Consider the following 24,265-nt stretch of genomic DNA (forward strand, 5'->3'; position numbering starts at 1 on the left):
GTTTAGGGAAGTCACCATCATAATCGTTGCCATAAGGGCGAGGGAAAGGCAAAATGCCCGGACCGTCAACGCATCAAGGATACGTCGCTTGCCCCCACTAGTGATGGGGTTCTATTTGGAAATGGTCGCCGGTAAATACCAGCCGCAACCACCAAAATGATGAATTCCTAACTATTTATTCGAAACGTAGGCTCACTTGGTTGATCTTATTTCGTCAACCGAATACCCGTTTCATGTTTTTCTATTTTTTTATCTTTCAACAATCGACCTAAAGCACGTTTGAAGGCAGCCTTACTTAGGCCAAATACCTCATCAATCGTCTCAGGAGGTGTCTTATCACCATACGACATCTGACCGTCATGTTCAAGCAGATGATTCATGATCAAATCCGCATCGATGTCGATTGCCTCGTGAGCACGTGGTCTTGCTGAAAGTAATACTGTACCATCTGGCTTCACATTTGTCACCCGTAATTTCATAACTTCTCCAAGTCGCGGCCAACGTTCCATCTCTTGTTCATGCAGAAAACCAATCGTTTGCTCGTTCACCCAGACGTTTACACCAGGATCGCGTTGCGCAAAGACTAACCCTTCGACATCCATGTTATTCCACTCTTCTGGTGCCGGTTTTGCCTGTAAGTTGAAATACGCATATGGAGCCGGATCACCTAACAGACGAAGTTTTTGATCATGCTTGAGGCGAATATACAGTTGATCGCCCTCTTCCGGCCAAAATGTCCGACGTTGTGGTAAGTCATCGAGCGACACGAGTACATCTTTTTGGATTCCAATATTCGCAAACACACCTGTATTGTAGCGTGTCCCATTAATCGTCGTTTTGACATAGTCTTCAAACGATGCTTCCGGAATCGTCATCGATGAGGCCAATCGTCCTTCATTATCCTGATAAAGGAAGACCTCTACTTCTTCGTCGAGTTCCAGTTTTTTCGTTTGTTCATTATTATGAAGTAAGATGTCTTCTTCCCCGTCACTTAAAAAAACACCAAACTCCGCTTCTCGTTCTACTTTTAATGTGACAACCTGTCCTGCGCGTAATGCCATTTGTGGTCATCTCCCTTCTGTCGTTTCCATCATTTTTTCCCGGTTTTTACGTATCACCTACCATACTATACTCTTTTTCATCCCCTTTCTGACATGAAGCAAAAGAGAACAAATATGACATTTCTGTGAACGGTTCTGATTTGAGTGATTTTTTTGAAAAAAAGAGATATGATAAGACAATAGGAAAAAGAAGGTTTAGTTTAGTTAAATATGGGGGAAAAACATGTTTCATAACATTCAATCGCGTTCTTTTGCAAGACGCTTCACTAAAACATTGGTCTTTGCTTTTTTTGCGTTCCTTGCTACGATCGGAATCGTTTTCGCAGAAGGTTCGAACAGTACCGACTTGTCTCCGAAGACGCCAGCACTCCAACATATCGATACACCTTAAAATCTACACCTCTCGTGTGGATTTTTTTATTTTTCCCGAAGTTTTACTGGGCGATACAGGAAATCGAGTTTTCATCACGAATTCCTTAAAAGATGTATAGCATCTAAACTAAGGAGGGCATGTCATGTGGTTTTATCTTTTCACGACGCTTACGGGTCTCATCAGTACATACTTAAGTTACACGTCGGGTTATTACACAGATTCGATTGGTGTATTCGTCTTTACACTTGCCATCTGTTTATCGCTCTCTTCTTTCAGACAGCTCCTTCGGACGTCTCACCAGTCCTATCATGAATATGTGCAACATCGCCGGGTCAAGAAACAGTACGAACGAATGAAAAAACGGGAACAATCGTATCAACTTTCTTACGAACAACGTGAATCGATCCCTCCTCTTGCATTATCTGCGACAGAACAGCATGATAAATAAAGAATCTGATTTAACTTCTTACTAGGAGGAACCGAGTTACTATGAATGAAATCCCCTTATCCAACGGTTGGACCCTTCGTTATTCTCCCGTCATCGATCTTTGGTTAAAAGAAGACGGTGTCTTGCTTGTCGATCACGAAGACAAGGTCCGCTTAACACTGATCCTTGACGAAGAGTCGATGGAGATCAAACAAATCGATAATACCAACGCTTCTTTTTCGATTGATCCGACCACACGCCGTCTGACGTTTGAGCTTGGTGAAACAGAAGAGGAGTCTGAACCTCGTTATTGGGAATGATGATGAAGACTGGGTGCGATACCCGGTCTTTTTTTGTACAATAATAATGAAACAAGAAAAGGAGTCTGATGCCACTATGTTACGTACAATCATCTGGTTCATTTGCTTTGGACTAGTTCTACCCCTTACATTACCGTTTCTTCCGGGGGCAAAACGTCGAACGCATGCTGCACGGTATGCTTATACACAAAAAGTCGCACACGTCTGGGCAAACTCATTACTTCGCCTTGCGGGTGTCCGCGTCCGCATGACAGGACAAGAGCACATCCCGGCGGATCAACCGGTCGTCTTCATCGCCAACCATCAAGGCAATTTTGATGTCCCGATCCTCCTCGGAAAAATCGATAAGCCAAAAGCTTTTATCTCAAAAATCGAAGTCAACAAGATTCCGATCGTCAATGTCTGGATGAATCTGATGGGATGTGTCATGATTGATCGCAAAGATCGCCGTCAGTCCTTAAAAGCCATCCGTGCTGGAATCGAGACAATCAAAGACGGACAATCGATGATCATCTTCCCGGAAGGTACACGCTCTAAGGGCGGACCTGTCGCTGAATTTAAAGCGGGTAGTTTTACTTTGGCTACTTCAAGTGGTGCGCTCGTCGTTCCGATTGCGATTTCCGGAAGCTACCGGGTCATGGAAGAAACCGGGCGGATCCGTCCCGCGACTGTCGATGTAACGATTTTAAAACCCATCGATCCAGCAACGATGTCTCAAAAGGAATTAGTCGTCCTGGTCGAACAACAAATCAAGGAAATTGTAGAAGGAGCCTGACATGTTACTTAAAGTCGATCAACTAAAAAAAGAATTTGCCGATAAGATTGTTTTCGAAGATGTTACGTTTTCCGTCAGTCCAGGGGACCGGATCGGGATCATCGGTGTCAATGGAACCGGGAAATCAACGTTATTGCATATACTAGCTGGACAAGAAACGGCTGATTCGGGTGAACTTCATCATCCAAATGATTACCGGATTCGCCTCTTGTCACAATCAACCGCCTATCCGGAAGACCAGACTGTCATGCAAGTCTTGTTATCAGGAAATACACCGACGATCAATGCTCTTCGCCACTACGAAGTTGCCCGTCTCGCGCTCGAGCAAGATCCTGCGAATGAAATGTTATTAACGCGGTTCATTAACGCTCAAACAGAACTCGATGCCGCTAATGCCTGGGATACTGAGTCCCGCCTAAAAATGATTTTAAATAAACTCGGTATCATGGATCTCGAAGCGACAATCGGTTCCTTATCCGGTGGCCAACGTAAACGGGTTGGCTTAGCGGAGGCCTTGCTCGACGAAGCGGACTTGTTGTTACTGGATGAGCCAACCAATGAACTTGATGCCGAAACCATCACCTGGCTCGAATCACAAATCAAGGAATACCGTGGTGCGATTTTACTCATCACCCACGATCGCTATTTTTTAAACCGTGTCACGAATCATATGATGGAAATCGCCAACGGAACGGCCTATTTTTATGTCGGCAACTATGAGTCATTTCTGGAAAAACGTGCTGAGCGTCGAGAACGAACCGCTTCGATGGAAGAAAAACGCCAAAACATCCTTCGACGGGAACTCGCCTGGTTACGGCGTGGTGCAAAAGCACGAACTACTAAACAAAAGGCACGGATTCAGCGTGTTGATGCCTTACAAGAGTTATCTTACGAAGAAGATGAAGCGGCACTCGAAGTCCAGGTCGGTTCGACACGACTTGGAAAAAAAGTCATTGAGGCGGTTGGTGTCAGCCATCAATTTGGTGACCGGACATTATTCAGCGACTTCAACTGGTTGTTTGGCCGAAAAGAACGGTACGGGATCGTCGGTCGAAACGGGAGTGGCAAATCCACGTTGTTATCGATTCTCGCGAAACATTTAGAGCCGACCAGTGGCGAAATCATTCATGGGGAAACGGTCAAAGTCGGTTTTTATGGTCAGTTCGCAGAATTTAGCCATCCCGAGCGACGTGTCATCGAAGAAGTCGAACGGATTGCCCAGGTCATCACGACACTTGACGGACAAGAAATCACAGCGAGTCAGATGCTTGAACAGTTTTTATTCAAACCGGAAGCACAATACAAACCAATCGGTAAGTTATCCGGTGGTGAAAAAAGACGGTTAAAATTATTGACGATTTTGATGGACGAACCCAATGTTCTTTTCCTCGATGAGCCGACCAACGATTTAGATACGGAAACGTTATCTGTCTTAGAGGATTATCTAGATTCATTCCCAGGAACCGTCATCACCGTCAGTCATGACCGGTATTTCCTCGACCGGGTCGTGAATCGGTTATTAGCATTTGAAAATGGGGAAATCGTCTCGTATTACGGACAATATACCGATTATTTGGAGCAACGCGAACTCCCGTCAACCGATAACGGACTTGTCATGACTGAACCTGTCCCTGTTGAGACAAAAGTCGTCGAGGTTCCGAAAAAACTCAGTTATCAAGAGCAGCTCGATTGGAAAACGATTGAGTCTCAAATTGAAGAGGCGGAACTTGAACTGGAATCGCTCGAACAACAACTCGCTTCATCCGGGAGTGATCTCGGTCAAGTGAACGACATCTATCAACAAATCGAGCAGGCAAAAACAAAAAGCGACCAATTGATGGAATACTGGACGTATCTCTCTGAAAAAATCGAGGCTTACGAAAACCATAAAAACTAAATTACGGAACTACTGTGAAATCGTCTCTCCCCCCTCTCATTGGGTGTTTAGACGATTTCTTTTTTTTGATTTAAATGAAATTGGGGAAAAGCAGTGTATGATTAAAAAAAATGAAACGATTCGTTTGAACACTTCATGGCAGGAGGTAGTTTGATGCAACAATCCCCCTATTTCATAAAATGGTTTCCACCCTTACTGATTATTTCGACCGTCCTGATCCTTATTTCGTATACACATGACTCGATTTCAAATCTTTTAATCGAACAAGTGTTACAGTACGTGTCGCTTTCCTTATTAGCTTTTTTCATCTTAGTCGCCTACAAAAAAGAGCGGTCTCTGATTGTCCCGCGTCGAAAGTTTTGGTTACTGGCACTCGGTTCACTCAGCTTATCCGCCATCGGTTCGATTCTCGAGACCATTCATTTATTCAGTTCGTTAGGCACTGTGTCCGGCGTCTACAGCTTAGTATTTTTTTCACTCTCACATTACTTATTTTCATTCGCCATCTTTTACCGGATTGCCTCCAAAAAAGGATTTGGGCAACACGTGTTAGCCGGGATGGATGCCTTCATTTTAGTGATTTTCCTGGCACTCGTTGCTTTTCATATCTTGAATGAATTCGTTGATCCGACCGTCAACACGTTTCCGTACTCCTTGATCGTCATCATCAATACATCCCTTGGTCTGTTCGTCTTTTTTTATTTTTCTTTCATCCAAGAGACACACTGGGTCTCCCGGACTACCTTGTTTTTGCTTTTCTTGTCCATCTTCATCCGAGGACTTTATGAGATCTCGTCCGTCTATTTCCCGGGCTTTACGGCAACGTATTTGATTTTTTCACCTATTTTTATCCGCTTAGCTCAAAGTGCAGCTATTTTATGGCACATCGATCATATTGTCGAAGGAACGAGCAAATCATCCATCGTCCAACGCACGTGGCTTCCACTTCTGTCCTTACCATTATTCCTTCACTATCTCATTGAGCAGGAAGATGGCAAGCGTGATGTTTTCGTCATTTTATTTTTACTGATTGTCCGTCAAATTTTAATCACAAGACAACATAGCTCAATCGTCCGCCAATTGGATACTCGAAATGAACAATTGACGACACGCGTCACGCGTAGAACGGAACAGATTAAAGCAAGCGAACAACAAGTCATTCCACTGTTTTTAGGGCACCCTGATCCAATCGTTCGTTTTAATCAAGCAAAAGAACCGATCTATGCGAATCGAGCCGCCCAACGGATTTTTGGACTTTCGAATATGGCCGTCGATCGCGTCACCATCGAATTTCGTCATTTCCAGACCGCCTTGATGCAGAACTCTAATCATTATCGAAATCAATCGAATCAACAATTTGAGCTGATTCCGATTCCCATCATGATTGCCGACACCTTTGTTGGTCAGTTTTTAATTCTTCATGACGTGACGGATCGAATGGAACGGCAGCAACAAATCGAATATTATGCTTATCATGACGGACTGACCCAAATCGGAAATCGTCGTGCTCTCGAACGGACGTTCAATCAAAAATCATCTGCCTTCAATTATTTGGCACTCATTGATTTGGACGGTTTCAAACTCATTAACGATACGTATGGTCATGAAGCCGGCGACTACATCTTAACAGAAGTCGCAAGACGCCTTTCTGCTGAACTAGACGCTGACGAATCCGTTTATCGACTTGGAGGTGATGAATTTGCTTTATTGACGTCCGCGGAAAATGAACTTTCGTTACGACGACGTTGTAAACTTTTTTTGACCCTTTTATGTCATCCCTACGTCCACCATGGACAGACACTGCATGTCTCTGGGAGTATCGGAATAGCACCTCATGTGGACGGAACAAATTTAGAACAGTGGCTGAAACATGCCGATCTTGCGATGTATCGGGTGAAGCATCAAGATAAGAATGGGATTGCCGTCTACCATTCTGAAGAATAAGTGATACTATGGCACGACACAAACGGGATTGACTCATAAGTCAGGCCAAAATCAATCCTTGTGACGGACGGAAGCGCCAATCGCGCTTCATTTCCCCATAGGAGTCGAGGATGAACGTTTCCGTCCCCCATCAATCAAATGGCCGATGATTCCATCTTTTCACGGAATCATCGGCCATTTCTATGCAAATTCTTATTGTTCGCGAAGGAAAAGGGAGGTGGATTTCCGGTGTTTGATCCGGAAATCCACCTCCCTTCATTCATTTTAATCGAGAGACGTCCTCACTTTTGAGTCAGCTCCGTTTGTTATTTTTCCGGACGTGGTGCGATGTTTCCTTCTTCGATGTCGAGCAACAAATCAATCAGCTCGGCACAAAACTCCGGATATTGGCGTAATAACGCGTCTTCTCCGACTTCATCGACAAAATCTGCTAACAAGATACGGACTTCTGGAACAAGTGCTTTGGCGACCTTCATGTACGCAATCGCAAAACGCCATTTTCCTGAGATATAAAGTAACTTCCCGATCAATAAGTCACCCGTCTCGACCTCAATTTCCGCTAAATCCGTTTGGTAGGTCTGTTTTGACATGATGTCGACGACACCTTCTGCTTCGACGAGGAATAAAGAAGGGACTGGGTCAGCCAATCCTCTTAATGCCCGATACAGACTTGGTGACATATTTTCTTTCACCTGTTCCAAAAAGCGACCATGCGGTGTTTTTCCTTGTTCATCCGTTTCATAAAAGATGGCCCAGTCAACAAATAGATCGCGGAACAGTTCAGCATCTTTTAAATACCAACGTCCTTCCGTTGCGATTTCTTCAATGAACGCCACCCAATCCGTACTTCTCGCTGTCGCTGCTTCTTGATACATCGTCTTGAGTGCCGTGTTCATCTCTGCTTCCGATACAGTCGTCGGAAAAGGGATTATCTTTCGTTCACTTTTCATCGTGTCGGTCCTTTCCGGTGTGGGTTCGCCGGTCGTTTGATTGTCTCTGGTTCTGTGATTTCACGTTTCGGAATCACTTCGCCACGATAGATTTCCATTTCTTCCATCTCCACACCCATTTGTTTAGCTAATGTTTTCAGGTGTCTCAAATCGTGATCCGTGACAAGTGCCAGAACCATCCCGGAAGCATTTCCACGTCCCGTACGCCCAGAACGGTGAACAAAATCATCGAGTGACTCAGGCAAATCGTAATGAACGACATGTGTGACCGCCTCGATATCAAGTCCACGGGCAGCAAGACCTGTCGTGACAAGTAACGGAAACTCCCCACGTTTATATGAACGAAGTGTCTCCATCCGTTCCCGTTTTCCTTTTTCGGCGTCAAGAATTCGATATTTTAATGAAAACTTACTTAATTCTCCATTTAATGGTCCGAGGAATGAACGATTATTGATGAAGGTCAATACTTTTGCACCCTGCATGTTCGCCAAACGGCGTAAATACTCTGGTTTCAGACGACGTGACATTTCGATGTACCCAAACTTCACTTGTGTACTGACGACACGTTCGACTTGTACCCGTTCTGGTTCATTCGCAAATAAAGTTTTACCCCATTCTGCTGTTCGTTCCGGTAATGTCGCTGAAATAAACGCTAGTTGACGATCGCGGAGGGCACTGTTCGCGATCCGAGTTGCCGATGCACTCATCCCACTTTCATAAATTTGATCGGCCTCATCGAGTACAATCAATTTTACTTTATGCATCTTCATCTTTTTCGAATCGATCAGTTCCACAAGACGACCGGGTGTCCCGACGATGATTTGTGGTTTTTTCTTCAGACGTTCATGTTGACGTTTTAATTCGACTCCACCGATGAAGGCACCTGATTTAATCCCACTTCCTTGCGCAAACAATTGGATGACTTGATGAATCTGCATGACAAGTTCGCGTGTTGGTGCTGTAATCACGACTTGAATATGGGGTTCATTTTCATCAATCAATTCTAACGCTGGAATGACGTATGCCAATGTTTTTCCCGTCCCGGTCGGTGCTTCGACCAAAACATCTTTTCTTTCACGCAACAACGGAATTGCCTGTTCTTGAACGGGCATCATTTTTTCAAAACGCGCACGTTCCCATGCTTCTGTAATAAAAGGTTTCATAAAGTCCATAACGTGTATTCTCCTACTCTCTTATCCATCATTCTGTGACGTATTCAAATCGATCGGTCGTGTCGTCACGTAAACCACGTAACGTCTGTGTGTATTCATTACCTGCATCGACAAGCCGGATATGATACGTCACTTCATTGTCATTTTTTATTTGTTCCGACAAGATTTCAAACCCTTGACTGACACGATCTTGAAGCTCATTCGCAAGTTTCGTGAAACGACTGAGCACTGGGTAATCTGTTTTGACATCACTTGGACGTCGCACCAGTTGAGCCAAATATTTTTCTTTATACCCGATGAAATCCTCAAAGTCAAAATCATCTTCAAAACGAATCCAGAAACCATCATCTTCAAATTCTGTAATCATTCCAGTTCGTGGTGTTCCTTCAGTTGATACTTTTAGCGTCAGCCAGTCACCTGTTCTGTAATCGGCACGGTCTTCCAAAATCGAAAAATCCATTTTATGCACCTCCACGGTCTATATTCCCTTTTTCATTGTCAACGATACGTCATAAAAATACAAGATAACCTGATGTGACTTTTATCACGTTTCAAACTGTCTCTCTCATTTTTTAAACAAAAGAGTGATACAGTTCCTGAAATATGGCTTCATACTGCCTCTTTTCTGTTTTTCCATTCTAGTCTTCTCAGTGATACACATTTCAAAAAAGCCTGATGTACCAACGTTTCAAGAATCTTCTACGCTTTCACCGGGATGTAAAACTCTTCTTACGAAATGTTTGTTACACTATTCACATAAGGGATGGACCTTGAACTGTTTCCCCTACAAACAAAGGAGTGTTCACGATGTTACTTGAAAAAACACCAGCGTGGCAACAATTCGAAACAGGAGAATGGATCGACAAAATTGATGTAGCCGACTTCATCCGACGAAATCGGACAGAATTTCGAGGGGACGACCAGTTCCTTGTTGGTCCAACAGAAGCTACTGAAACACTTTGGCAACAGATCATGAATCTAACAAGCGAAGAACGGACACGAGGTGGTGTGTATGCCGTCGATGCCGCTACTCCTTCGACGATTCTTTCACACGGACCAGGTTATCTCGATCGTAATCTAGAAAAAGTAGTCGGATTGCAGACAGACGAACCCTTCAAGCGTTCCATTCATCCGAATGGTGGTATCCGGATGGTCAATGATGCACTAGAAGCATACGGATTTGAAGCTGATCCAATCGTCACCCGGACGTTCAGTGAATACCGGAAAACACACAATCAAGGGGTATTCGATGCTTACACCCCTGAAATGCGTGCCGCCCGAAAAGCTGGCATCATTACAGGACTTCCCGATGCTTACGGTCGAGGACGTATCATCGGTGATTACCGTCGTGTTGCCTTATATGGAACAGCTTACTTGATTAAACAACGGAAACAGGATTTGCAGAACCACGGTGGTTTCTTGTCCGAGTCGATGATTCGCGATCGTGAGGAAATGAATGAGCAGCTCCGCGCGTTACAGGAACTGACAGAACTCGGGAAGCGGTATGACTGTGATCTGTCTCGCCCTGCCGAAACGGCTCAAGAAGCTTTCCAGTGGGTCTATCTCGCTTACCTGGCTGCGATCAAGGAACAAAACGGCGCCGCGATGTCTCTCGGACGTGTTTCTACGTTCTTAGATATCTATATCGAACGGGATCTAAAAGCCGGTCGATTAACCGAACAAACGGCTCAGGAACTCGTTGATCATTTTGTGATGAAACTTCGGATCGTCAAATTCCTTCGGACACCGGACTACAACGACCTGTTCTCCGGCGACCCAACGTGGGTCACCGAATCGATTGGCGGTATGAGTGAAGATGGACGGTCGAACGTCACGAAAAGTTCGTTCCGTTTCTTACAGACACTTGTCAATCTTGGACCGGCGCCTGAACCGAACCTGACCGTCCTTTGGTCGACACAGCTCCCCCGTGGTTTTAAAGAATTCTGTGCGAAAATGTCAATTCTCTCAAGTTCGATTCAATATGAGAACGATGACTTGATGTTACCAATCTATGGGGATGATTACGGGATTGCATGTTGTGTCTCCGCAATGCGGATCGGGAAACAGATGCAATTCTTCGGAGCACGGGCGAACCTCGCCAAAGCATTACTTTATACCCTGAACGGTGGGATCGATGAAAAACTTAAAATCCAAGTCGCTCCGGCAACCAACTTGATCTTAGATGACGTGTTGGATTACGAAACGGTCATGGCAGCCTATGATCGTCAACTGGACTGGTTAGCGGAGCTCTATGTCAATACGTTAAATGTGATCCATTTCATGCACGATAAATACAGTTACGAACGAATCGAGATGGCGTTGCACGATCCGGAAATCTTGCGGACGATGGCTTGTGGCATCGCCGGACTATCGGTCGTCGCGGACAGTCTTTCTGCCATTCGTTATGCAAAAGTCTCACCCATTCGTGATGCAGACGGAATCGCTGTTGATTTTAAAATCGAAGGTGACTTCCCGAAATTCGGAAACAACGATGCGCGTGTTGACCAGATAGCCGTCGATCTTGTTAAACTCTTCATGGAAAAAATCCGGCAGCATCCGACTTATCGAAATGCCTTGCCGACCCAATCCGTCTTGACGATTACATCGAATGTCGTCTACGGCAAAAAGACCGGTAATACACCAGACGGTCGACGGGCAGGCGAACCGTTTGCTCCCGGAGCCAATCCGATGCACGGACGGGATACGAAAGGAGCCGTTGCTGCGCTGACATCTGTCGGAAAATTACCGTACGAACATGCGTTAGACGGCATCTCTTATACGTTCTCCATCGTTCCAAAAGCACTTGGTAAAGATGAACAGACACGGATTCAAAATACCGTCGGACTGCTTGATGGGTATATGGGTGGAACCGTCTCAAAAGGACACCACTTGAACGTCAACGTCTTTGATCGGGAAACGTTACTCGATGCAATGGAACACCCAGAGTTGTATCCACAATTGACGATTCGTGTTTCCGGTTACGCCGTCAACTTCATCAAGTTGACACGGGAACAACAAATCGATGTCATCAACCGGACGTTCCATGGTGCACTTTAATTCAGAAAGGACAAGATGAACATGACACACGGAACGATTCATTCTGTTGAATCCTGCGGGACGGTCGATGGACCCGGTATTCGTTTCATCGTTTTTACGCAAGGATGTCCCTTACGCTGTCAGTATTGCCACAATGCAGATACATGGGAATTCGGATGTGGTCGTTCCGTCTCGGCGACAGCCATCATCGAAGAGGCCGAGGGCTACCGTTCCTTTTTTGAAGCGACGGGTGGTGGTATCACGTTTTCCGGCGGCGAACCCCTCGCCCAACCGGAATTTCTAGAAGCTGCATTACGCGAAGCAAAACAAAAAGGTCTTCATACTGTCATTGATACAGCCGGCTCGGTCGTCCCTAAAAATATCGATCAAATTTTAGACCATACGGACCTCGTCTTGCTCGACATCAAGCATATCGATGATGCGACATGCCGGATTCTGACAGGGCGAAGTAATGCGAATACACTTGCTTTTGCGAAACGATTAGCTGATCGAAACATTCCGGTCTGGATTCGCCACGTCCTTGTACCTGGTTTGACGATGACGGAAACGTTTCTGCGTCAGACCGGAGAGTTCATTCGGACACTCGGAAACGTCGAACGGGTCGAAGTGCTTCCTTATCATCAACTAGGTGTCTACAAATGGGAGGCGCTTGGACTCGACTATCCGTTAAAAGACGTCCTTCCTCCGAGTATGGAAGAAGCAACGGCCGCTCAAGCATTGCTTGATTCTTACTTGTCTTGCTGACCACAAGTTGCTACACTGAACACATAGTCTACGAATAGGAGGTACAATACCGAAATGAAGCATACACTCGCTAACGTCTAATGATGAAAAGAATTCATCACTTTCGCAATACGGTTGCGGATGACTGACGCTACGAGTCTGCTCATTTTTGGTATTTCCCTCATCAGGAAGATACCTTCTTTGATTCGCACTCCTGCACACCATCCGCTCGCTTTCGGATGGTGTGTTTTCATTTCATCTGTATTGAAATGAACTCCTAAGGAGCTGAGAATATGCCTACTGAAATCTTATCGATTCATGATTTACGCTTTGATCTCCCTCAACAGACGTTGTTTCAACACATCTCATTTTCCATTCATCCGGGTGAACATGTCGCCCTCGTCGGTGCCAACGGAGTGGGTAAAACGACGTTATTACACGTCATCCTCCAGCAGATCCAGCCGACTTCGGGCGACATCTTCCGCGCCTATACAAATGCCGGTCACGTCGCCCAAAACCGTACTTCTTCCAATGACTCGGCACTCCGACTGGTCGAACAAGCCGATTTGCTTCGTTATCAGGCACGGGAACGGACAATGCAGTCGACGTCACTTGAAGATTACCAAGCTGCGCTCGATCTAGACGCTTTTTCGCTCGAAGCGGACGCAGCACGTGCGTTAAAAGAAGTTCAACTACCCGAACACGTCTGGTCTCACCCCTTTGACACACTCAGCGGCGGCGAACAGACACGCATCCAACTCGCCTGTCTGTTGGTCCAAAAACCAGATTTCATTCTGCTGGATGAGCCGACTAATCACTTGGATACTGACACGTCGGATTGGCTGATCGACTGGATGCATCAGACATCAATCGCGATTCTCTACGTCTCACACGAACGTGCTTTCATCGACGCAACGGCGGATGCCGTCATCGAGCTGACAGCAGATTGCGCAACACGTTATAAAGGGAACTATCAAACGTATCGCCAGCAAAAAGAACAGGAACGCCTGACCCAAGAACGCGAATATGAAAAACAGGAAAAAACACGCAAGGAACTGAAGCGGATGATCAACCAATACCAAAACTGGCATCAACAAGCTGTCGCACACGCAAGTGAACGGGATCCTTATGCAAAGAAAAAAGCTGCAAAACAAGCAAAGAAATTTAAAGCAAAAGAAAAACAACTTGAACAGGTGCTCGACCACCGTGTTACGAAACCGGAAACACCGCCATCCGTTCATGTGGCATTTGAAGCCGCATCATTTTCCGCCAAGCAGTTACTTGCGTTAGAAGCCGTTTCCTTTTCGTATGATGGCCTGATGTTGTTTGAAAAGCTGACCTTTTCCATGCAACAAGGCGACCGGATTGCCGTCATCGGTCGGAACGGTTCCGGGAAAACGACGTTGCTCCGTCTGATTCAAGGTGAACTCGACCCGACTCAAGGAACGATCACACGTCACCCGTCCCTGACAACCGGCTATTTTTCTCAGGCGCTTTCGAATTTGCCGACTTCTGGTTCTCTGCTCAACGCCTTGATGCAGGACACGACGATTTCTGAGACCGATTCGCGGACGCTTCTCGCTTGTTTTCTATTTCGGCGTGACCGAGTCTATCAACCCATTGCCGAAGCGAGTATGGGCGAGAGATGCCGGATTGCCTTCTTACGCCTCTATTTTTCCGGTGCCCGTCTGTTGATTCTCGATGAACCGACCAACTATCTGGATTTAACGACCCGCGAACAAATCGAGGCGGCACTCGATGTCTTCCCGGGAGAACTGTTGTTCGTTTCGCACGATCGTTACTTCAACGACCGTCTCTCGAACCGAACGATCTCGCTCGATCAACATGCGACCGTTCATCCGGTCGGGACAAAACAATTGCGGGAACAGCAGCCTAGCGACATCCACGCCATTCAAAACGATTTGAAACGTCTTGATGATTTGACAGGCACGATTTATTTTGAGCATGATTAAATCCTTTATCTATTGTTTAACAAAACGAACGACGCCTCTCTATCTAACCAGAAGGGCGTCGTTCGTTTGTGATTTTAAATAAAATCAGCGTTTTTGATATTTTAGTTTCGTCCGGGCCTGTGCCTGCTTGTGGATTTTCTTCCACTTCTCTTTTTCCGCTGCTTGCAAGGCGACATTTTGTTTTCGTTCCGCATATGCCATCTCACGTTTTAACTTCAGAAAACTTTCCCACCGTTCGTGCGACAAGCTTTCGTTCGCTAAAGCAGCTTGAACTGCACAGCCTGGTTCCCCTCCGTGCTGGCAGTCTCGGAAGCGACATGATTTTGCGAGCATCTCGATGTCTGAAAAAGTAGACGCTAATCCTTCGCTCCCGTCCCAGAGACCCAGCTCACGCATTCCCGGCGTATCAACAAGTAACAACCCATTGGTTAACCGTTTTAATTCCCGGTGCGTCGTCGTGTGACGTCCCCGTTCGTCGTCTTCTCGGACACCACCCGTTTCCATCAGTTGCTCGCCCGCCAAGGCATTCACGAGCGTTGATTTCCCGACACCAGACGATCCGACAAGGACAATCGTCTCTCGTGGTTGCAAAACATCTTTTAAGGCGTCTAATCCTTCTCCCGTCAACGAGTCCACGGCAAAATAAGGTGTTCCGAAGACAATCTCGTCAATCTCTGAAAGCAAGTCGTCCACATTATCGATTAAACTTTTTTTCGTCAATACGATCAGTGGTTTGACCCCCGCTTCCCAAGCGACCGTCAAATACCGCTCTAAACGGCGAACATTAAAATCATGTCCAAACGCCATGACGAGTAACGCGACGTCGACATTCGCACAGATGATTTGTTCCTCGATTTCCGTCCCCGCTGCTTTTCGAGAAAATTGTGAGGTTCGCGGCAGAATCCGTTCGATGCGTCCTTTTCCCACTTCCCGTTCTGATTGGATGACCCAGTCACCGACCGCCGGAAGTTCTGCTTTCGTCAACGCTTCAAACCGCATCTTTCCCGATAACTCACTTAATGTTTCCCCGTCAGCCGTCATCACACGGTATTGCTTTTGGAAGACCGCCGTGACGTGACCTAACTGTTCATTTGTTCCGACTTCATCTGTCGGTAACTTACCCCATTCGTTCAAATGGTTTCCTCCTCTGATTTAAGGGAGGGAAACCCCTCCCTGTACTCCGGTAAATTGATTCATTACGTGGCTAGTCGCACTCATCAAACACCACTCCTCTCGTTTCTGATAGTCGAATTTTACCATATTATTTAAGTCAGACATAGCAGGCATACTAAAGTCAGACTTTCACTCTCCGCCTCAAGTCGGAGAGAATTACGGTCCGAAGGGCGTCGTGATTCGCCTTCAGCTGCCGTAAGATAAGAGTATCAAGAAAAAGGAGGCTTCATCATGAAGCAATCAAAAGGAAAACAGGTCTTGATGGCACTTGCCGGTCTCGCCCTGCTCGCTGTCGTCATCGGTACATTACCACACATGATCGGACTCGGGCTCGGTGCGCTCCTCGCATTTTATGCCATCAGTAAATTTGTCCAAACATCGAAAGTGTTAGCAAAAATCGGATTCGGATTACTCGCCGCTCTTGGCATCGGTTTAGCTCTGTCTAACATCTGGGCCGTCATCGGGATTGCTGCTGCTCTCGCTCTTTACATCGGATACATGCGAATGAAAATGCAACGTGTTGATTTAAATACTTTATTTGCCCGCCGTCGTTCGACAACTTCGACGCATTTTGAAGCCGATTGGAAGGATCTCGATCAAAAACGCCACTAATCGACCGCTTAACCCCAAACACACAAATGAACTTACATCCAAGGAGGAATTTTTCATGAAAAACGTATTTGACCAATTAAACGAGTTTGCCAATCAAATGATGACTGAAGTCAAAAAAGCAGCCGATCAAGGCGAAGCACCGGCTAAGAAGTTAGTCCGCCATATTCGGACGACTGAATCCGACCTAAAAGAAATCGACCGGTTACTCGAACGCCAACGGACGTTACTCGTCGAGTTGACCTCTAAACAAGACGAAGCCAAGGAATTAGCAGACAAACGATTTACACAAGTCGAGATTGCTAAAGAAGCGGGAGAACAGGAACTCGCCGAGCGTGCTGCAATCGAATCCAAACATTATGGCGAGCAGTTTCGTTTCTTTGAAGAATTGATCGAAGAGACGAAACGGGAACTGAACCAACTAGAACGAGAAGCACTTGAATTAAAACTGAAATTAGAAGATTTACAAAACAAACGGTATGAATGGATGATGCGTGAAAACGTCTCGAATCTAAAATCAAAGATGAACCAGGTGCTAGAACGTGAACCAAATGCTACTATTAAGGAAGAGCAACATCCATTTACAGTTGAAGAAGATGAAACAAAGGTAGAAGAAGCGACCATCGCAGAAGATGACATCGATGCACGGATTGCCGAACTCGAACGTCGTTTCCAAAAATAAGTGTTCTGATGAAGGAGGCATCGTTGCCTCCCTTTGTCATGTCAGGAAGGAGATTGCTCGTGCGACGATTAAGTACAAAACAATTAGTCGGTTACGTGTCGATCCTATTCGCCCTCGGATTATTTTATGATTTGACGACAGGTGCCGGGAATGTGTTATTCGGAGTCCTGTTTCCGTTTTTACTGTACTATGTCGGAATCTATTTCCGTAAAAGAAATCATGAAAAACTCGCCATTTTATTTTATGTCGTGGGTACAATCATCTTAGCCGGTGTCGTTCTGAGTTCGGCCGCTATCGGATTCGTCATTGCAGGGATCCTACTATATCTCGGAATCATTCTCGTCACACGACACTCGGTCAGAGAATTTTTCTTTTCGAAGATTTCTCCTAGTCTGTATGAGGAAGAAGGCATCAAAATTCAACCGGCGTATTCGTTTGCAACACAACAAGAACTTCCCTATGTCTTAAAGGATTTAAGTGAACAATTCATCGTCCGTGATTTAGAGATTGATTTGACCCATGCTTATGTGCCTGAAGGCGAAACATTGATCGTCGTCAGTGGTGTCGTCGGAGACGTCCGGATCTTGTTACCGTCGGGTTACGATTATACGCTCGATACGTCGATCGGATTCGGAAGCGTCAAAACGGATGTCCGACGGATTCCGACATTTTTTAACCGCCGAATCCAGTACCGTGCTCCTGAATATGATGAAGCGACCCGGAAAGTCCGGATTCATGTCATGCTCGGCATCGGGAATGTCGAGGTGACTTCAATATGAAACGTGATCAATTCCCGCTTGGTGTCATCGCCCTCCAAGTCATGACCGGTTTTTTGACTGCCGTGATGACGACGTTATTGTTTTTAAGTACACGCCAAGTTGATTGGCATGTACTTTTCGTCCGTCAACAGGACTTTCCCGTTTTTCTGCTTGTCGTCGGCTTATCGCTCTTATTACCGTTAGCAATCGGGAGTATCCACTACTTCTTTTTGCGCCGTGATTTTAAGAAAGTCACGACTGCCATCATCGAACTGGAGCAAGGAAAAGAAGTAACGATCGTGAATGGTCCTTACTTCCATACGTTGACCCGCTTATCCCGCATCGGCAAACGAATTGATGAGCAGGTCGAAACTGTCCAAAAAATCAGCACCCGTCCGCAACACATTGAGCAAGTCCGCGTTCAGGCCATCACGGAGGAACGAAAACGGCTTGCCCGTGACCTGCATGACTCCGTCTCCCAGCAGCTGTATGCGATTTCGATGATGACGACGGCTGCGAAACAAACGATTCTAACCCAACCTGAAACCGCTGCCAAACAAATTGATCTCGTTGAGACGATGGCCCAGACAGCTCAGTCCGAAATGCGTTCCCTGTTGTTACAGTTACGCCCTGTCGAACTGGAAGGCATGACCCTCCAACAAGGATTAACGCAACTGTTAGAAGAATTATCTAGAAAACAGTCCACCGAATTGAGTTGGAAGCTCGAAGCCATCGAACTCCCCCGTCCGATTGAAAATGAACTGTTCCGGATCGTCCAAGAAGGGTTGACCAACGCGTTACGTCACGCTAAAGCTTCACATATGGATATCGAGTTGCGTCAATTCAATGATACGATCATCTTGAGCATGAACGATGATGGGGTCGGTTTCATCGTGGATGAAAAGAAGCTTGCTTCGTACGGTATCAATTCAATGCGCGAACGAACGGCCGAGATGGGTGGAACGATTCGTCTCGTCAGTGTCCCCGGACAAGGAACACAAATTGAAGTAAAATTGAGAAAAGATCGGATGGTGCAAGTATGATACGTGTGTTATTAGTCGATGATCATGAGATGGTTCGTGCAGGTGTATCTGCCTTTTTGTCCACGCAGGCAGATATCGAAGTTGTGGCAGAAGCATCAGATGGACAGGTCGGAGCTGAACTGGCTTTAAAGCATCGTCCTGATGTGATTTTAATGGATTTAGTCATGGAACCGGTTGACGGCGTTGAAGGAACACGATTGATTCGTAAAGACTGGCCAGAAGCCAAGATTCTTGTTGTCACAAGCTTTCTAGACGATGAAAAAGTCTACCCGGTCATTGAAGCAGGAGCCATGAGTTATGTCTTAAAAACAGCTAGTGCGTTTGAAATCGCGGAGGCCATCCGTAAAACTGCGAGCGGACAGTCCGTCATGGCTGCCCAAGTCACCGGTAAAATGATGGAACGTTTACGAAGACCAACGAGCCATCTGCATGACGATCTGACAGAGCGAGAACAGGAAGTCCTGCAGTTAATGGCACGTGGCATGGCCAACCAAGAAATTGCGGATGAACTGTTCATTTCGTTGAAGACCGTCAAGACGCATGTCTCAAATATCTTATCGAAACTTGATGTCGTCGACCGGACACAAGCGGTAGTTTATGCCTTTAAGCACGGAATTGTGAAATAACCTTTGATTTTTGAACTCTTTTCTTCTTTTTTATACTTAAAAAGTTCGATGTGACAGATTTTTCATTCTAAAAAAACGAACAAGTTCCTCCAAGGTATAGGAGAAACTTGTTCGTTTTTTGTATGGCACAATCTGTCACCACAATTTCCATCCAGGTGCCCCAGGAGGTGCATTCTCAATCATATGCCAAATCGGAACCGTATACGCAAAAGCAATCAACGCAAACGTCACGAAAATCCAAAGTTTCCAATTCTCAAAGAAAAGTGGTGTCTGCATCGCCGCTTCTTCTGTTTCAGCAACCGGAAATTCCTCGATTCCTTTTGGAGCTCGAAAAGCAAGTTGGAACATGGCGAATAAAAACAACAGAATCGAGATGAACAAAATCGTCCCGCCGATTGCCATCGCAGCATGATAGGGAATCCAGTCGGCTACCAACGAATCTTTAAAATAGGCTGCCGGACCGGTCCGTCTTGGGTTCCCGAGTAAGCCTGAGATATGCATCGCGGTTGACATAAAGAGCATACCAACCGTCCACGTTGCTGTTTGAATGAGACCGATGCGATTGATTTGTTTCGTCAGTGTCCGCCCTCTTAACAACGGAACCAGCCAATACGCTGTTCCAAAAAACGTCAAGGCGACGGCTGCTCCGACCGTGATATGAAAATGTCCCGTCACCCACAGCGTATTATGAACAACGATATTTAATTGATGGGAAGCGTTGATGACGCCACCCGCACCAGCCGGAATAAAAAAGAGCATACCGACAAAAGGTGCTAAAAATCGAACATCCCGATACGGCATCTTCTTGATCCATCCAAATAAGCCGGTGGCTCCGTTTCGTCGGCCCGCTAATTCAAATGTTGCAAACATCGAAAATGCCGTCATCAACGATGGAATGATGACAAGAAACGTTAAGACAACTTGAATATATTTCCAAAAAGCTGAAATACCCGGTTCTAATAATTGATGGTGAAAGCCAACAGGGAAAGAAAACAGTAAAAACAATAAAAATGACATCCGGGCTAATGCATCGGAAAAAATCTTTCCTCCAACAATTTTAGGAATCACTGTATACCAAACAATATATGCTGGTAATAACCAAAAATAGACGAGGGGATGACCAAAATACCAAAACAGTGTCCGTGATAGCTCAATTCCAACTTTATCCGTCCACCCAAGCGATAAGGGTAATAGTTGAAACAAAATCGTAGCTGCAACACCTAGCGTCGCAACAACCCATAACAACACGGTCATGATGCTCATGTATGCCTGTAGTGGTGGATGAACACCTGGGTGTTCCCGTTTATAATCAGCGTACATCCGGAACATCGCACCGGAAGAAATCCAAGTGCCGACGACAAAAATAACAAGACCAATATAAAAGACAGGGTGTGCCTTTAATGGCGCATAGAAAGTGTATAAGACCGAGGCTTCACCAGCAAGAACCATCCAGGTGACGAGCACGACTCCAAGCATCATCAACCAAAAACCAACCCATCCCAGTCGTCTCGGAAATTCTTCAAAACGACCAAACGATTGTCCTAAAAATGAGAATAATAATCCAAAGATAAATAATGTCGTAAAAACAATGGCTAACATCAGTCCATGTGCAGTCAACAATTCGTAATAACCGATTCCAGCGATTTCCGGAATGACTCCTGTCCGCACAAGCGTTTGTAACAAACCACATAATCCACCGATCAACAATGCGACGAGCGAAAAACTGACATACGCAAATGCTAGTTTCGCTTCTTTTACCCCTAATTCAGTCGCAGGCATTCCCCGCTCTATCTCAAAATCTTTTAATTTTTTAGAAATGGCATTCATTTAATCCACCACCTTGATTTTTGTCGACATCATATGATGCGCTGTACCACAATATTCATTACAGACAATCAAGTAGTCACCGGCTTTTTCAAATGTATACTCCAGTGAATTGATATGCCCCGGTACGACCATCATGTTGACGTTTGTTTTAACGATTTCAAATCCATGAACCACATCTTTTGATGTGACGAGAAAATTAACGGTTGCCCCTTTTTTAATGACCATGTCTTGAGGGGTGAATTGAAAGGCTTGCGAAACCATGACCGCTTCGTACTTGTTATCATCAATTTTTTTTAGTCCTGGCTTATCGAATGGTTTTGTCTGATCGACTTGCGTTGGATCAATCAGTGTTGCATCAGATGGCGGCTGATTTCCCGATGCAAAGGCAGACACTCCGATGATCAATAAGAAAACAGCTAACATCACGCAACCAAATCCTAACCAGATTTTCTCTAAACGATGAATATGCATTGTCTTTCCTCCTCATCTTGAACTAAATAATAGAAAAATCGATCCCCACATGCCGATGATGACTCCGGCGACGATGAAGACGGCGACCAGTGTTCCATGTAAATTCGATTCCGGTTTGGTACTCATGACGTAAAACCCCTTTCTCATTTCACCTCTGTGACGTACCTTTATTTTAAATAAGACTCGCATGAAGAAACCGTGATAAAAATCACAGTAGTTGTGACAATTTCGCTGTTTCCATTTGAAAAACACACATAAAGTTCACATTTTGCATTGGAACAAATCAAAAAATCCTCCTGTCTCAAAGACAAGAGGATTGATCCTAAAACTATTAAATCCGGCAAACGCCTACCGGACAACCTTCACAGTGACATAGGTCCCTTAGATACTTGGCATCATGAATGATGATTTTAGTAGTTGTTGATGAAATGACCTTGTCCTTTTTCCACTGAGAAAACATCCGATTAACGGTTTCACGTGGTGCACCAATCAATTGTCCGAGTTCACTATCTGACGGTCGTTCCGAAAGTATATAGTCTTCTCCAACTTGTTTGCCGTTCATCGCAATCAAGCGGAGTAAGGTCGAAGCAAGGGCACCTTGTTTTCCGAATAATAAAAGATCTCGTAATTTCGTTTCTGACTGTTTTCGCATGAGCGCTTGCCACCGCATGATTTCTAACGCAAAAACTCCATCACGTTTCATCAGTTCTTCTAACTTACTTTTAGGGATGACACCAAGTACGCTGTCTTCCATCGTTTCGACGCTATACGAACTTGGAAATGCCTCTCCGACATCAAATTCACCAAATAAGTCCCCTTTAAAATACAAAAACATCATTAAAGGACTTCCCTTTTTCGTTAACTTCGACAATTTGACACCGCCTTGCTTCACATAAAACAGCTTATCGTTTAGTTCCCCTTCCCAACAAACGATCGCATCCTTTTTGAAAGTCACCTCGGTCATGAAATCTTCCAGTATCATTCGCGTCTCCGTCGATAAAACAAAGGTATTGGCTTCTGTCGTCCCACAAGCAAGCATGTCGCATTCTCCTTTCCTGGATTCCTTCTGACCTCAGTATAGAACATCACACGAACAAAAGGCGTTTTTTCAAAAGATTGTCAAACATTGTTCACCTTTTCACATTTTAATTTTAAATAAAAAGGGATGGATTCAAAAGTTCTTTCCTTTCAAATCCATCCCTCTAATGAGTCCAGACAATCAATTCGTCGTTTCTGGGTAATAAAATTCAATAATTCGTTGCGTCGCTTGCCCTGGTATTTCGGTATACCAGAACGTCTTAAAATTCTTCATCGCAATCCGACTGTCGTCCAGAGCACGATCCGAACTGATCCAGTTGAATACCGTTTCAATTCGATTAGTAGCTACTACAGGAAGCGGGGCCGGATACGATTCAATAATTCCTGGTAGTTGACGATACGTATCGATATCTGGTGTATAAAGAATCGTCGGAATATCAAGCAGACAACTTTCAAACGGAATGGACGAATAGTCCGTGACGAGAACATCCGTAATGAGTAGATAATCATTGATGGCATATTCGTCCGTTACAAAGTGAACGTGCTTTTTTTGATGCATAAACGTTGAGCGTACGGTCGGATGTAACTTGACAAGGATCGTCCACCCTTGATCCGTCAATCGTTCCAACTGATGAACCGTCTGACCTTCCATTCCATTGTGTTCCCGGTAAGTTGGAGCATACAACATAATCCGTCGTCCGGCCTGTTGATAGGCATTTTGCAGTTGTTCTTTGATTTCCTTATGCTGTTCGTTGAACCAATAGTCTGTCCGTGGCACTCCAAACGACTTAAAGACGGTTTTCGGCAAATCATGTGGAGCCAAAAATTGGGTCGCACATGGTTCTCCTGGCACAACAAAATCACCGTACCGCTGATAAACACGCTTAAACCGTTCGCGTGTCTGTTTAGAAACCATTAAGCTTCTTGACGAAGACAAACCAAATTGTTTTAGTGTCCCTGCAGCATGCCAGAGTTGTACCCGTTGTGTTCCTTTTCGAATCGGCGCGACACTAAACTCACCGATATAATTATCAATAAAGATATGTTTAGATGTTGCTAATAAATAAGCCAATCGAATGAAACGAAGTCGCCGATAAGGCAACCGATATTCTGTTGCCCATAGTTGTGCGCATTTCACAAATTTTCTATCATAAACTAAATAACGTTTTTCTTTCGGGAATGCCGTCAGGAGTGCATCATTAATCGGTTTTACATTATCACCGTATGTGACCCAAAAGAGCGTTACCGGCTTCACGGGTAACAAACAGAAGATACGATAGAAGATCCGAAAAAGTAGCAAATAGATTTGCACGATACTCTCTCTCACGTTAATCCCGTCCTTCCAAGAAGAAAGACCGCACGTGTC

24 protein-coding genes are annotated in these 24,265 nt (G+C 45.2%); 14 read left to right on the top strand and 10 right to left on the bottom strand.

Features of this window, described 5'->3' with window-relative positions; genetic code table 11:
• Positions 1-206: 206 nt before the first annotated feature.
• A complete protein-coding gene (locus tag BLD48_RS11700) occupies positions 207-1,061 on the bottom strand; it encodes a S1-like domain-containing RNA-binding protein (RefSeq protein WP_071500359.1) in 855 nt (284 codons plus the stop codon).
• Positions 1,062-1,284: 223 nt separating this feature from the next.
• Here BLD48_RS11700 and BLD48_RS16405 point away from each other — a divergent pair, with 223 nt between their 5' ends.
• From BLD48_RS16405 to BLD48_RS11725, 6 genes are all read left to right on the top strand, one after another.
• Positions 1,285-1,452: a hypothetical protein gene (locus BLD48_RS16405; RefSeq protein WP_012369521.1), complete on the top strand. Its 168-nt coding sequence runs from the start codon at positions 1,285-1,287 to the stop codon at positions 1,450-1,452.
• A gap of 124 nt (positions 1,453-1,576) precedes the next feature.
• Positions 1,577-1,882: a hypothetical protein gene (locus tag BLD48_RS11705; protein ID WP_071500360.1), complete on the top strand. Its 306-nt coding sequence runs from the start codon at positions 1,577-1,579 to the stop codon at positions 1,880-1,882.
• Between the two features lie 41 nt (positions 1,883-1,923).
• Positions 1,924-2,181, top strand: a complete 258-nt coding sequence (locus BLD48_RS11710) for a hypothetical protein (RefSeq protein WP_012369519.1) — start codon at positions 1,924-1,926, stop codon at positions 2,179-2,181.
• Positions 2,182-2,257: 76 nt separating this feature from the next.
• On the top strand, positions 2,258-2,956 hold the full coding sequence (locus BLD48_RS11715; protein WP_071500361.1) for a lysophospholipid acyltransferase family protein: 699 nt from the start codon (positions 2,258-2,260) through the stop codon (positions 2,954-2,956).
• A 1-nt stretch (position 2,957) separates the two neighbouring features.
• The gene (locus BLD48_RS11720) at positions 2,958-4,853 is read left to right on the top strand and encodes an ABC-F family ATP-binding cassette domain-containing protein (protein ID WP_071500362.1); all 1,896 of its coding nucleotides are present in this window, start codon (positions 2,958-2,960) and stop codon (positions 4,851-4,853) included.
• 153 nt (positions 4,854-5,006) lie between these two features.
• Positions 5,007-6,797, top strand: a complete 1,791-nt coding sequence (locus BLD48_RS11725) for a GGDEF domain-containing protein (protein ID WP_071500363.1) — start codon at positions 5,007-5,009, stop codon at positions 6,795-6,797.
• A gap of 305 nt (positions 6,798-7,102) precedes the next feature.
• Here the strand turns inward: BLD48_RS11725 and BLD48_RS11730 are convergent, their stop codons facing one another.
• From BLD48_RS11730 to BLD48_RS11740, 3 genes are read right to left on the bottom strand one after another with little or no spacing between them, the layout of a single operon-like run.
• A complete protein-coding gene (locus BLD48_RS11730) occupies positions 7,103-7,747 on the bottom strand; it encodes a hypothetical protein (protein ID WP_026830925.1) in 645 nt (214 codons plus the stop codon).
• Positions 7,744-8,919, bottom strand: coding sequence for a DEAD/DEAH box helicase (locus BLD48_RS11735; RefSeq protein ID WP_071500364.1), 1,176 nt, complete (start codon positions 8,917-8,919; stop codon positions 7,744-7,746). Before BLD48_RS11735 ends, BLD48_RS11730 begins: the two co-directional genes overlap by 4 nt.
• Positions 8,920-8,947: 28 nt before the next feature.
• Entirely contained in the window at positions 8,948-9,379 is a 432-nt protein-coding gene (locus BLD48_RS11740; protein ID WP_071500365.1) for a hypothetical protein, read from the bottom strand.
• A 347-nt stretch (positions 9,380-9,726) separates the two neighbouring features.
• Between BLD48_RS11740 and pflB the strand changes: the two genes are divergently transcribed.
• The 3 genes from pflB to abc-f all read left to right on the top strand — a co-directional run bounded on the left by pflB (position 9,727) and on the right by abc-f (position 14,672).
• Positions 9,727-11,976, top strand: a complete 2,250-nt coding sequence (gene pflB / locus BLD48_RS11745; RefSeq protein WP_071500366.1) for a formate C-acetyltransferase — start codon at positions 9,727-9,729, stop codon at positions 11,974-11,976.
• Between the two features lie 21 nt (positions 11,977-11,997).
• Positions 11,998-12,720 carry a pyruvate formate-lyase-activating protein gene (gene pflA / locus BLD48_RS11750; protein WP_071500434.1) on the top strand — a complete coding sequence of 241 codons (723 nt, stop codon included), beginning with the start codon at positions 11,998-12,000 and terminating at the stop codon, positions 12,718-12,720.
• A gap of 272 nt (positions 12,721-12,992) precedes the next feature.
• On the top strand, positions 12,993-14,672 hold the full coding sequence (abc-f, locus tag BLD48_RS11755) for a ribosomal protection-like ABC-F family protein (protein WP_071500367.1): 1,680 nt from the start codon (positions 12,993-12,995) through the stop codon (positions 14,670-14,672).
• Positions 14,673-14,756: 84 nt separating this feature from the next.
• On the opposite strand, the gene rsgA is transcribed toward abc-f, so the two are convergent.
• Positions 14,757-15,806 carry a ribosome small subunit-dependent GTPase A gene (gene rsgA / locus BLD48_RS11760; protein WP_083412318.1) on the bottom strand — a complete coding sequence of 350 codons (1,050 nt, stop codon included), beginning with the start codon at positions 15,804-15,806 and terminating at the stop codon, positions 14,757-14,759.
• A gap of 270 nt (positions 15,807-16,076) precedes the next feature.
• On the opposite strand from rsgA, the gene BLD48_RS11765 reads away from it, so the two are divergent.
• Genes BLD48_RS11765 through BLD48_RS11785 form a run of 5 tightly spaced genes read left to right on the top strand, consistent with a single transcriptional unit; the run spans position 16,077 to position 19,563 of the window.
• A complete protein-coding gene (locus BLD48_RS11765; RefSeq protein ID WP_071500369.1) occupies positions 16,077-16,457 on the top strand; it encodes a lmo0954 family membrane protein in 381 nt (126 codons plus the stop codon).
• A 55-nt stretch (positions 16,458-16,512) separates the two neighbouring features.
• Positions 16,513-17,136 carry a PspA/IM30 family protein gene (locus tag BLD48_RS11770; RefSeq protein WP_071500370.1) on the top strand — a complete coding sequence of 208 codons (624 nt, stop codon included), beginning with the start codon at positions 16,513-16,515 and terminating at the stop codon, positions 17,134-17,136.
• A gap of 59 nt (positions 17,137-17,195) precedes the next feature.
• A complete protein-coding gene (gene liaF, locus BLD48_RS11775; protein ID WP_071500371.1) occupies positions 17,196-17,915 on the top strand; it encodes a cell wall-active antibiotics response protein LiaF in 720 nt (239 codons plus the stop codon).
• Entirely contained in the window at positions 17,912-18,937 is a 1,026-nt protein-coding gene (locus BLD48_RS11780) for a sensor histidine kinase (protein WP_071500372.1), read from the top strand. The genes liaF and BLD48_RS11780 overlap by 4 nt, the downstream gene beginning before the upstream one ends.
• The gene (locus BLD48_RS11785) at positions 18,934-19,563 is read left to right on the top strand and encodes a response regulator (protein ID WP_014969599.1); all 630 of its coding nucleotides are present in this window, start codon (positions 18,934-18,936) and stop codon (positions 19,561-19,563) included. The genes BLD48_RS11780 and BLD48_RS11785 overlap by 4 nt, the downstream gene beginning before the upstream one ends.
• 135 nt (positions 19,564-19,698) lie before the next feature.
• On the opposite strand, the gene BLD48_RS11790 is transcribed toward BLD48_RS11785, so the two are convergent.
• From BLD48_RS11790 to BLD48_RS11805, 5 genes are all read right to left on the bottom strand, one after another.
• Positions 19,699-21,390 carry a b(o/a)3-type cytochrome-c oxidase subunit 1 gene (locus BLD48_RS11790; protein ID WP_071500373.1) on the bottom strand — a complete coding sequence of 564 codons (1,692 nt, stop codon included), beginning with the start codon at positions 21,388-21,390 and terminating at the stop codon, positions 19,699-19,701.
• Positions 21,391-21,861, bottom strand: a complete 471-nt coding sequence (locus BLD48_RS11795; protein ID WP_071500374.1) for a cytochrome c oxidase subunit II — start codon at positions 21,859-21,861, stop codon at positions 21,391-21,393. It lies immediately after the preceding gene.
• Positions 21,862-21,873: 12 nt separating this feature from the next.
• Positions 21,874-21,987 (bottom strand): cytochrome C oxidase subunit II, encoded by a 114-nt coding sequence (locus BLD48_RS16220; protein WP_236624399.1) that lies wholly within the window; start codon positions 21,985-21,987, stop codon positions 21,874-21,876.
• A gap of 205 nt (positions 21,988-22,192) precedes the next feature.
• Positions 22,193-22,900, bottom strand: a complete 708-nt coding sequence (locus tag BLD48_RS11800; RefSeq protein WP_071500375.1) for a Crp/Fnr family transcriptional regulator — start codon at positions 22,898-22,900, stop codon at positions 22,193-22,195.
• A 180-nt stretch (positions 22,901-23,080) separates the two neighbouring features.
• Positions 23,081-24,226 carry a CDP-glycerol glycerophosphotransferase family protein gene (locus BLD48_RS11805; protein WP_071500376.1) on the bottom strand — a complete coding sequence of 382 codons (1,146 nt, stop codon included), beginning with the start codon at positions 24,224-24,226 and terminating at the stop codon, positions 23,081-23,083.
• Positions 24,227-24,265 lie beyond the last annotated feature (39 nt).

The organism is Exiguobacterium sp. KRL4, from assembly GCF_001870785.1.
Taxonomy (GTDB): domain Bacteria; phylum Bacillota; class Bacilli; order Exiguobacteriales; family Exiguobacteriaceae; genus Exiguobacterium_A.

Bases quoted from the DNA above. Each gene is read 5' to 3' on its own strand.
- BLD48_RS11730 (WP_026830925.1), bottom strand. From the start codon at position 7,747: ATGAAAAGTGAACGAAAGATAATCCCTTTTCCGACGACTGTATCGGAA.
- BLD48_RS11800 (WP_071500375.1), bottom strand. From the start codon at position 22,900: ATGCTTGCTTGTGGGACGACAGAAGCCAATACCTTTGTTTTATCGACG.
- BLD48_RS11770 (WP_071500370.1), top strand. From the start codon at position 16,513: ATGAAAAACGTATTTGACCAATTAAACGAGTTTGCCAATCAAATGATG.
- pflB (WP_071500366.1), top strand. From the start codon at position 9,727: ATGTTACTTGAAAAAACACCAGCGTGGCAACAATTCGAAACAGGAGAA.
- BLD48_RS11790 (WP_071500373.1), bottom strand. From the start codon at position 21,390: ATGAATGCCATTTCTAAAAAATTAAAAGATTTTGAGATAGAGCGGGGA.
- BLD48_RS11725 (WP_071500363.1), top strand. From the start codon at position 5,007: ATGCAACAATCCCCCTATTTCATAAAATGGTTTCCACCCTTACTGATT.
- BLD48_RS11705 (WP_071500360.1), top strand. From the start codon at position 1,577: ATGTGGTTTTATCTTTTCACGACGCTTACGGGTCTCATCAGTACATAC.
- abc-f (WP_071500367.1), top strand. From the start codon at position 12,993: ATGCCTACTGAAATCTTATCGATTCATGATTTACGCTTTGATCTCCCT.
- BLD48_RS16220 (WP_236624399.1), bottom strand. From the start codon at position 21,987: ATGAGTACCAAACCGGAATCGAATTTACATGGAACACTGGTCGCCGTC.
- BLD48_RS11765 (WP_071500369.1), top strand. From the start codon at position 16,077: ATGAAGCAATCAAAAGGAAAACAGGTCTTGATGGCACTTGCCGGTCTC.
- BLD48_RS11715 (WP_071500361.1), top strand. From the start codon at position 2,258: ATGTTACGTACAATCATCTGGTTCATTTGCTTTGGACTAGTTCTACCC.
- BLD48_RS11735 (WP_071500364.1), bottom strand. From the start codon at position 8,919: ATGGACTTTATGAAACCTTTTATTACAGAAGCATGGGAACGTGCGCGT.
- BLD48_RS11780 (WP_071500372.1), top strand. From the start codon at position 17,912: ATGAAACGTGATCAATTCCCGCTTGGTGTCATCGCCCTCCAAGTCATG.
- BLD48_RS11720 (WP_071500362.1), top strand. From the start codon at position 2,958: ATGTTACTTAAAGTCGATCAACTAAAAAAAGAATTTGCCGATAAGATT.
- BLD48_RS16405 (WP_012369521.1), top strand. From the start codon at position 1,285: ATGTTTCATAACATTCAATCGCGTTCTTTTGCAAGACGCTTCACTAAA.
- BLD48_RS11740 (WP_071500365.1), bottom strand. From the start codon at position 9,379: ATGGATTTTTCGATTTTGGAAGACCGTGCCGATTACAGAACAGGTGAC.
- BLD48_RS11785 (WP_014969599.1), top strand. From the start codon at position 18,934: ATGATACGTGTGTTATTAGTCGATGATCATGAGATGGTTCGTGCAGGT.
- BLD48_RS11700 (WP_071500359.1), bottom strand. From the start codon at position 1,061: ATGGCATTACGCGCAGGACAGGTTGTCACATTAAAAGTAGAACGAGAA.
- pflA (WP_071500434.1), top strand. From the start codon at position 11,998: ATGACACACGGAACGATTCATTCTGTTGAATCCTGCGGGACGGTCGAT.
- BLD48_RS11710 (WP_012369519.1), top strand. From the start codon at position 1,924: ATGAATGAAATCCCCTTATCCAACGGTTGGACCCTTCGTTATTCTCCC.
- BLD48_RS11795 (WP_071500374.1), bottom strand. From the start codon at position 21,861: ATGCATATTCATCGTTTAGAGAAAATCTGGTTAGGATTTGGTTGCGTG.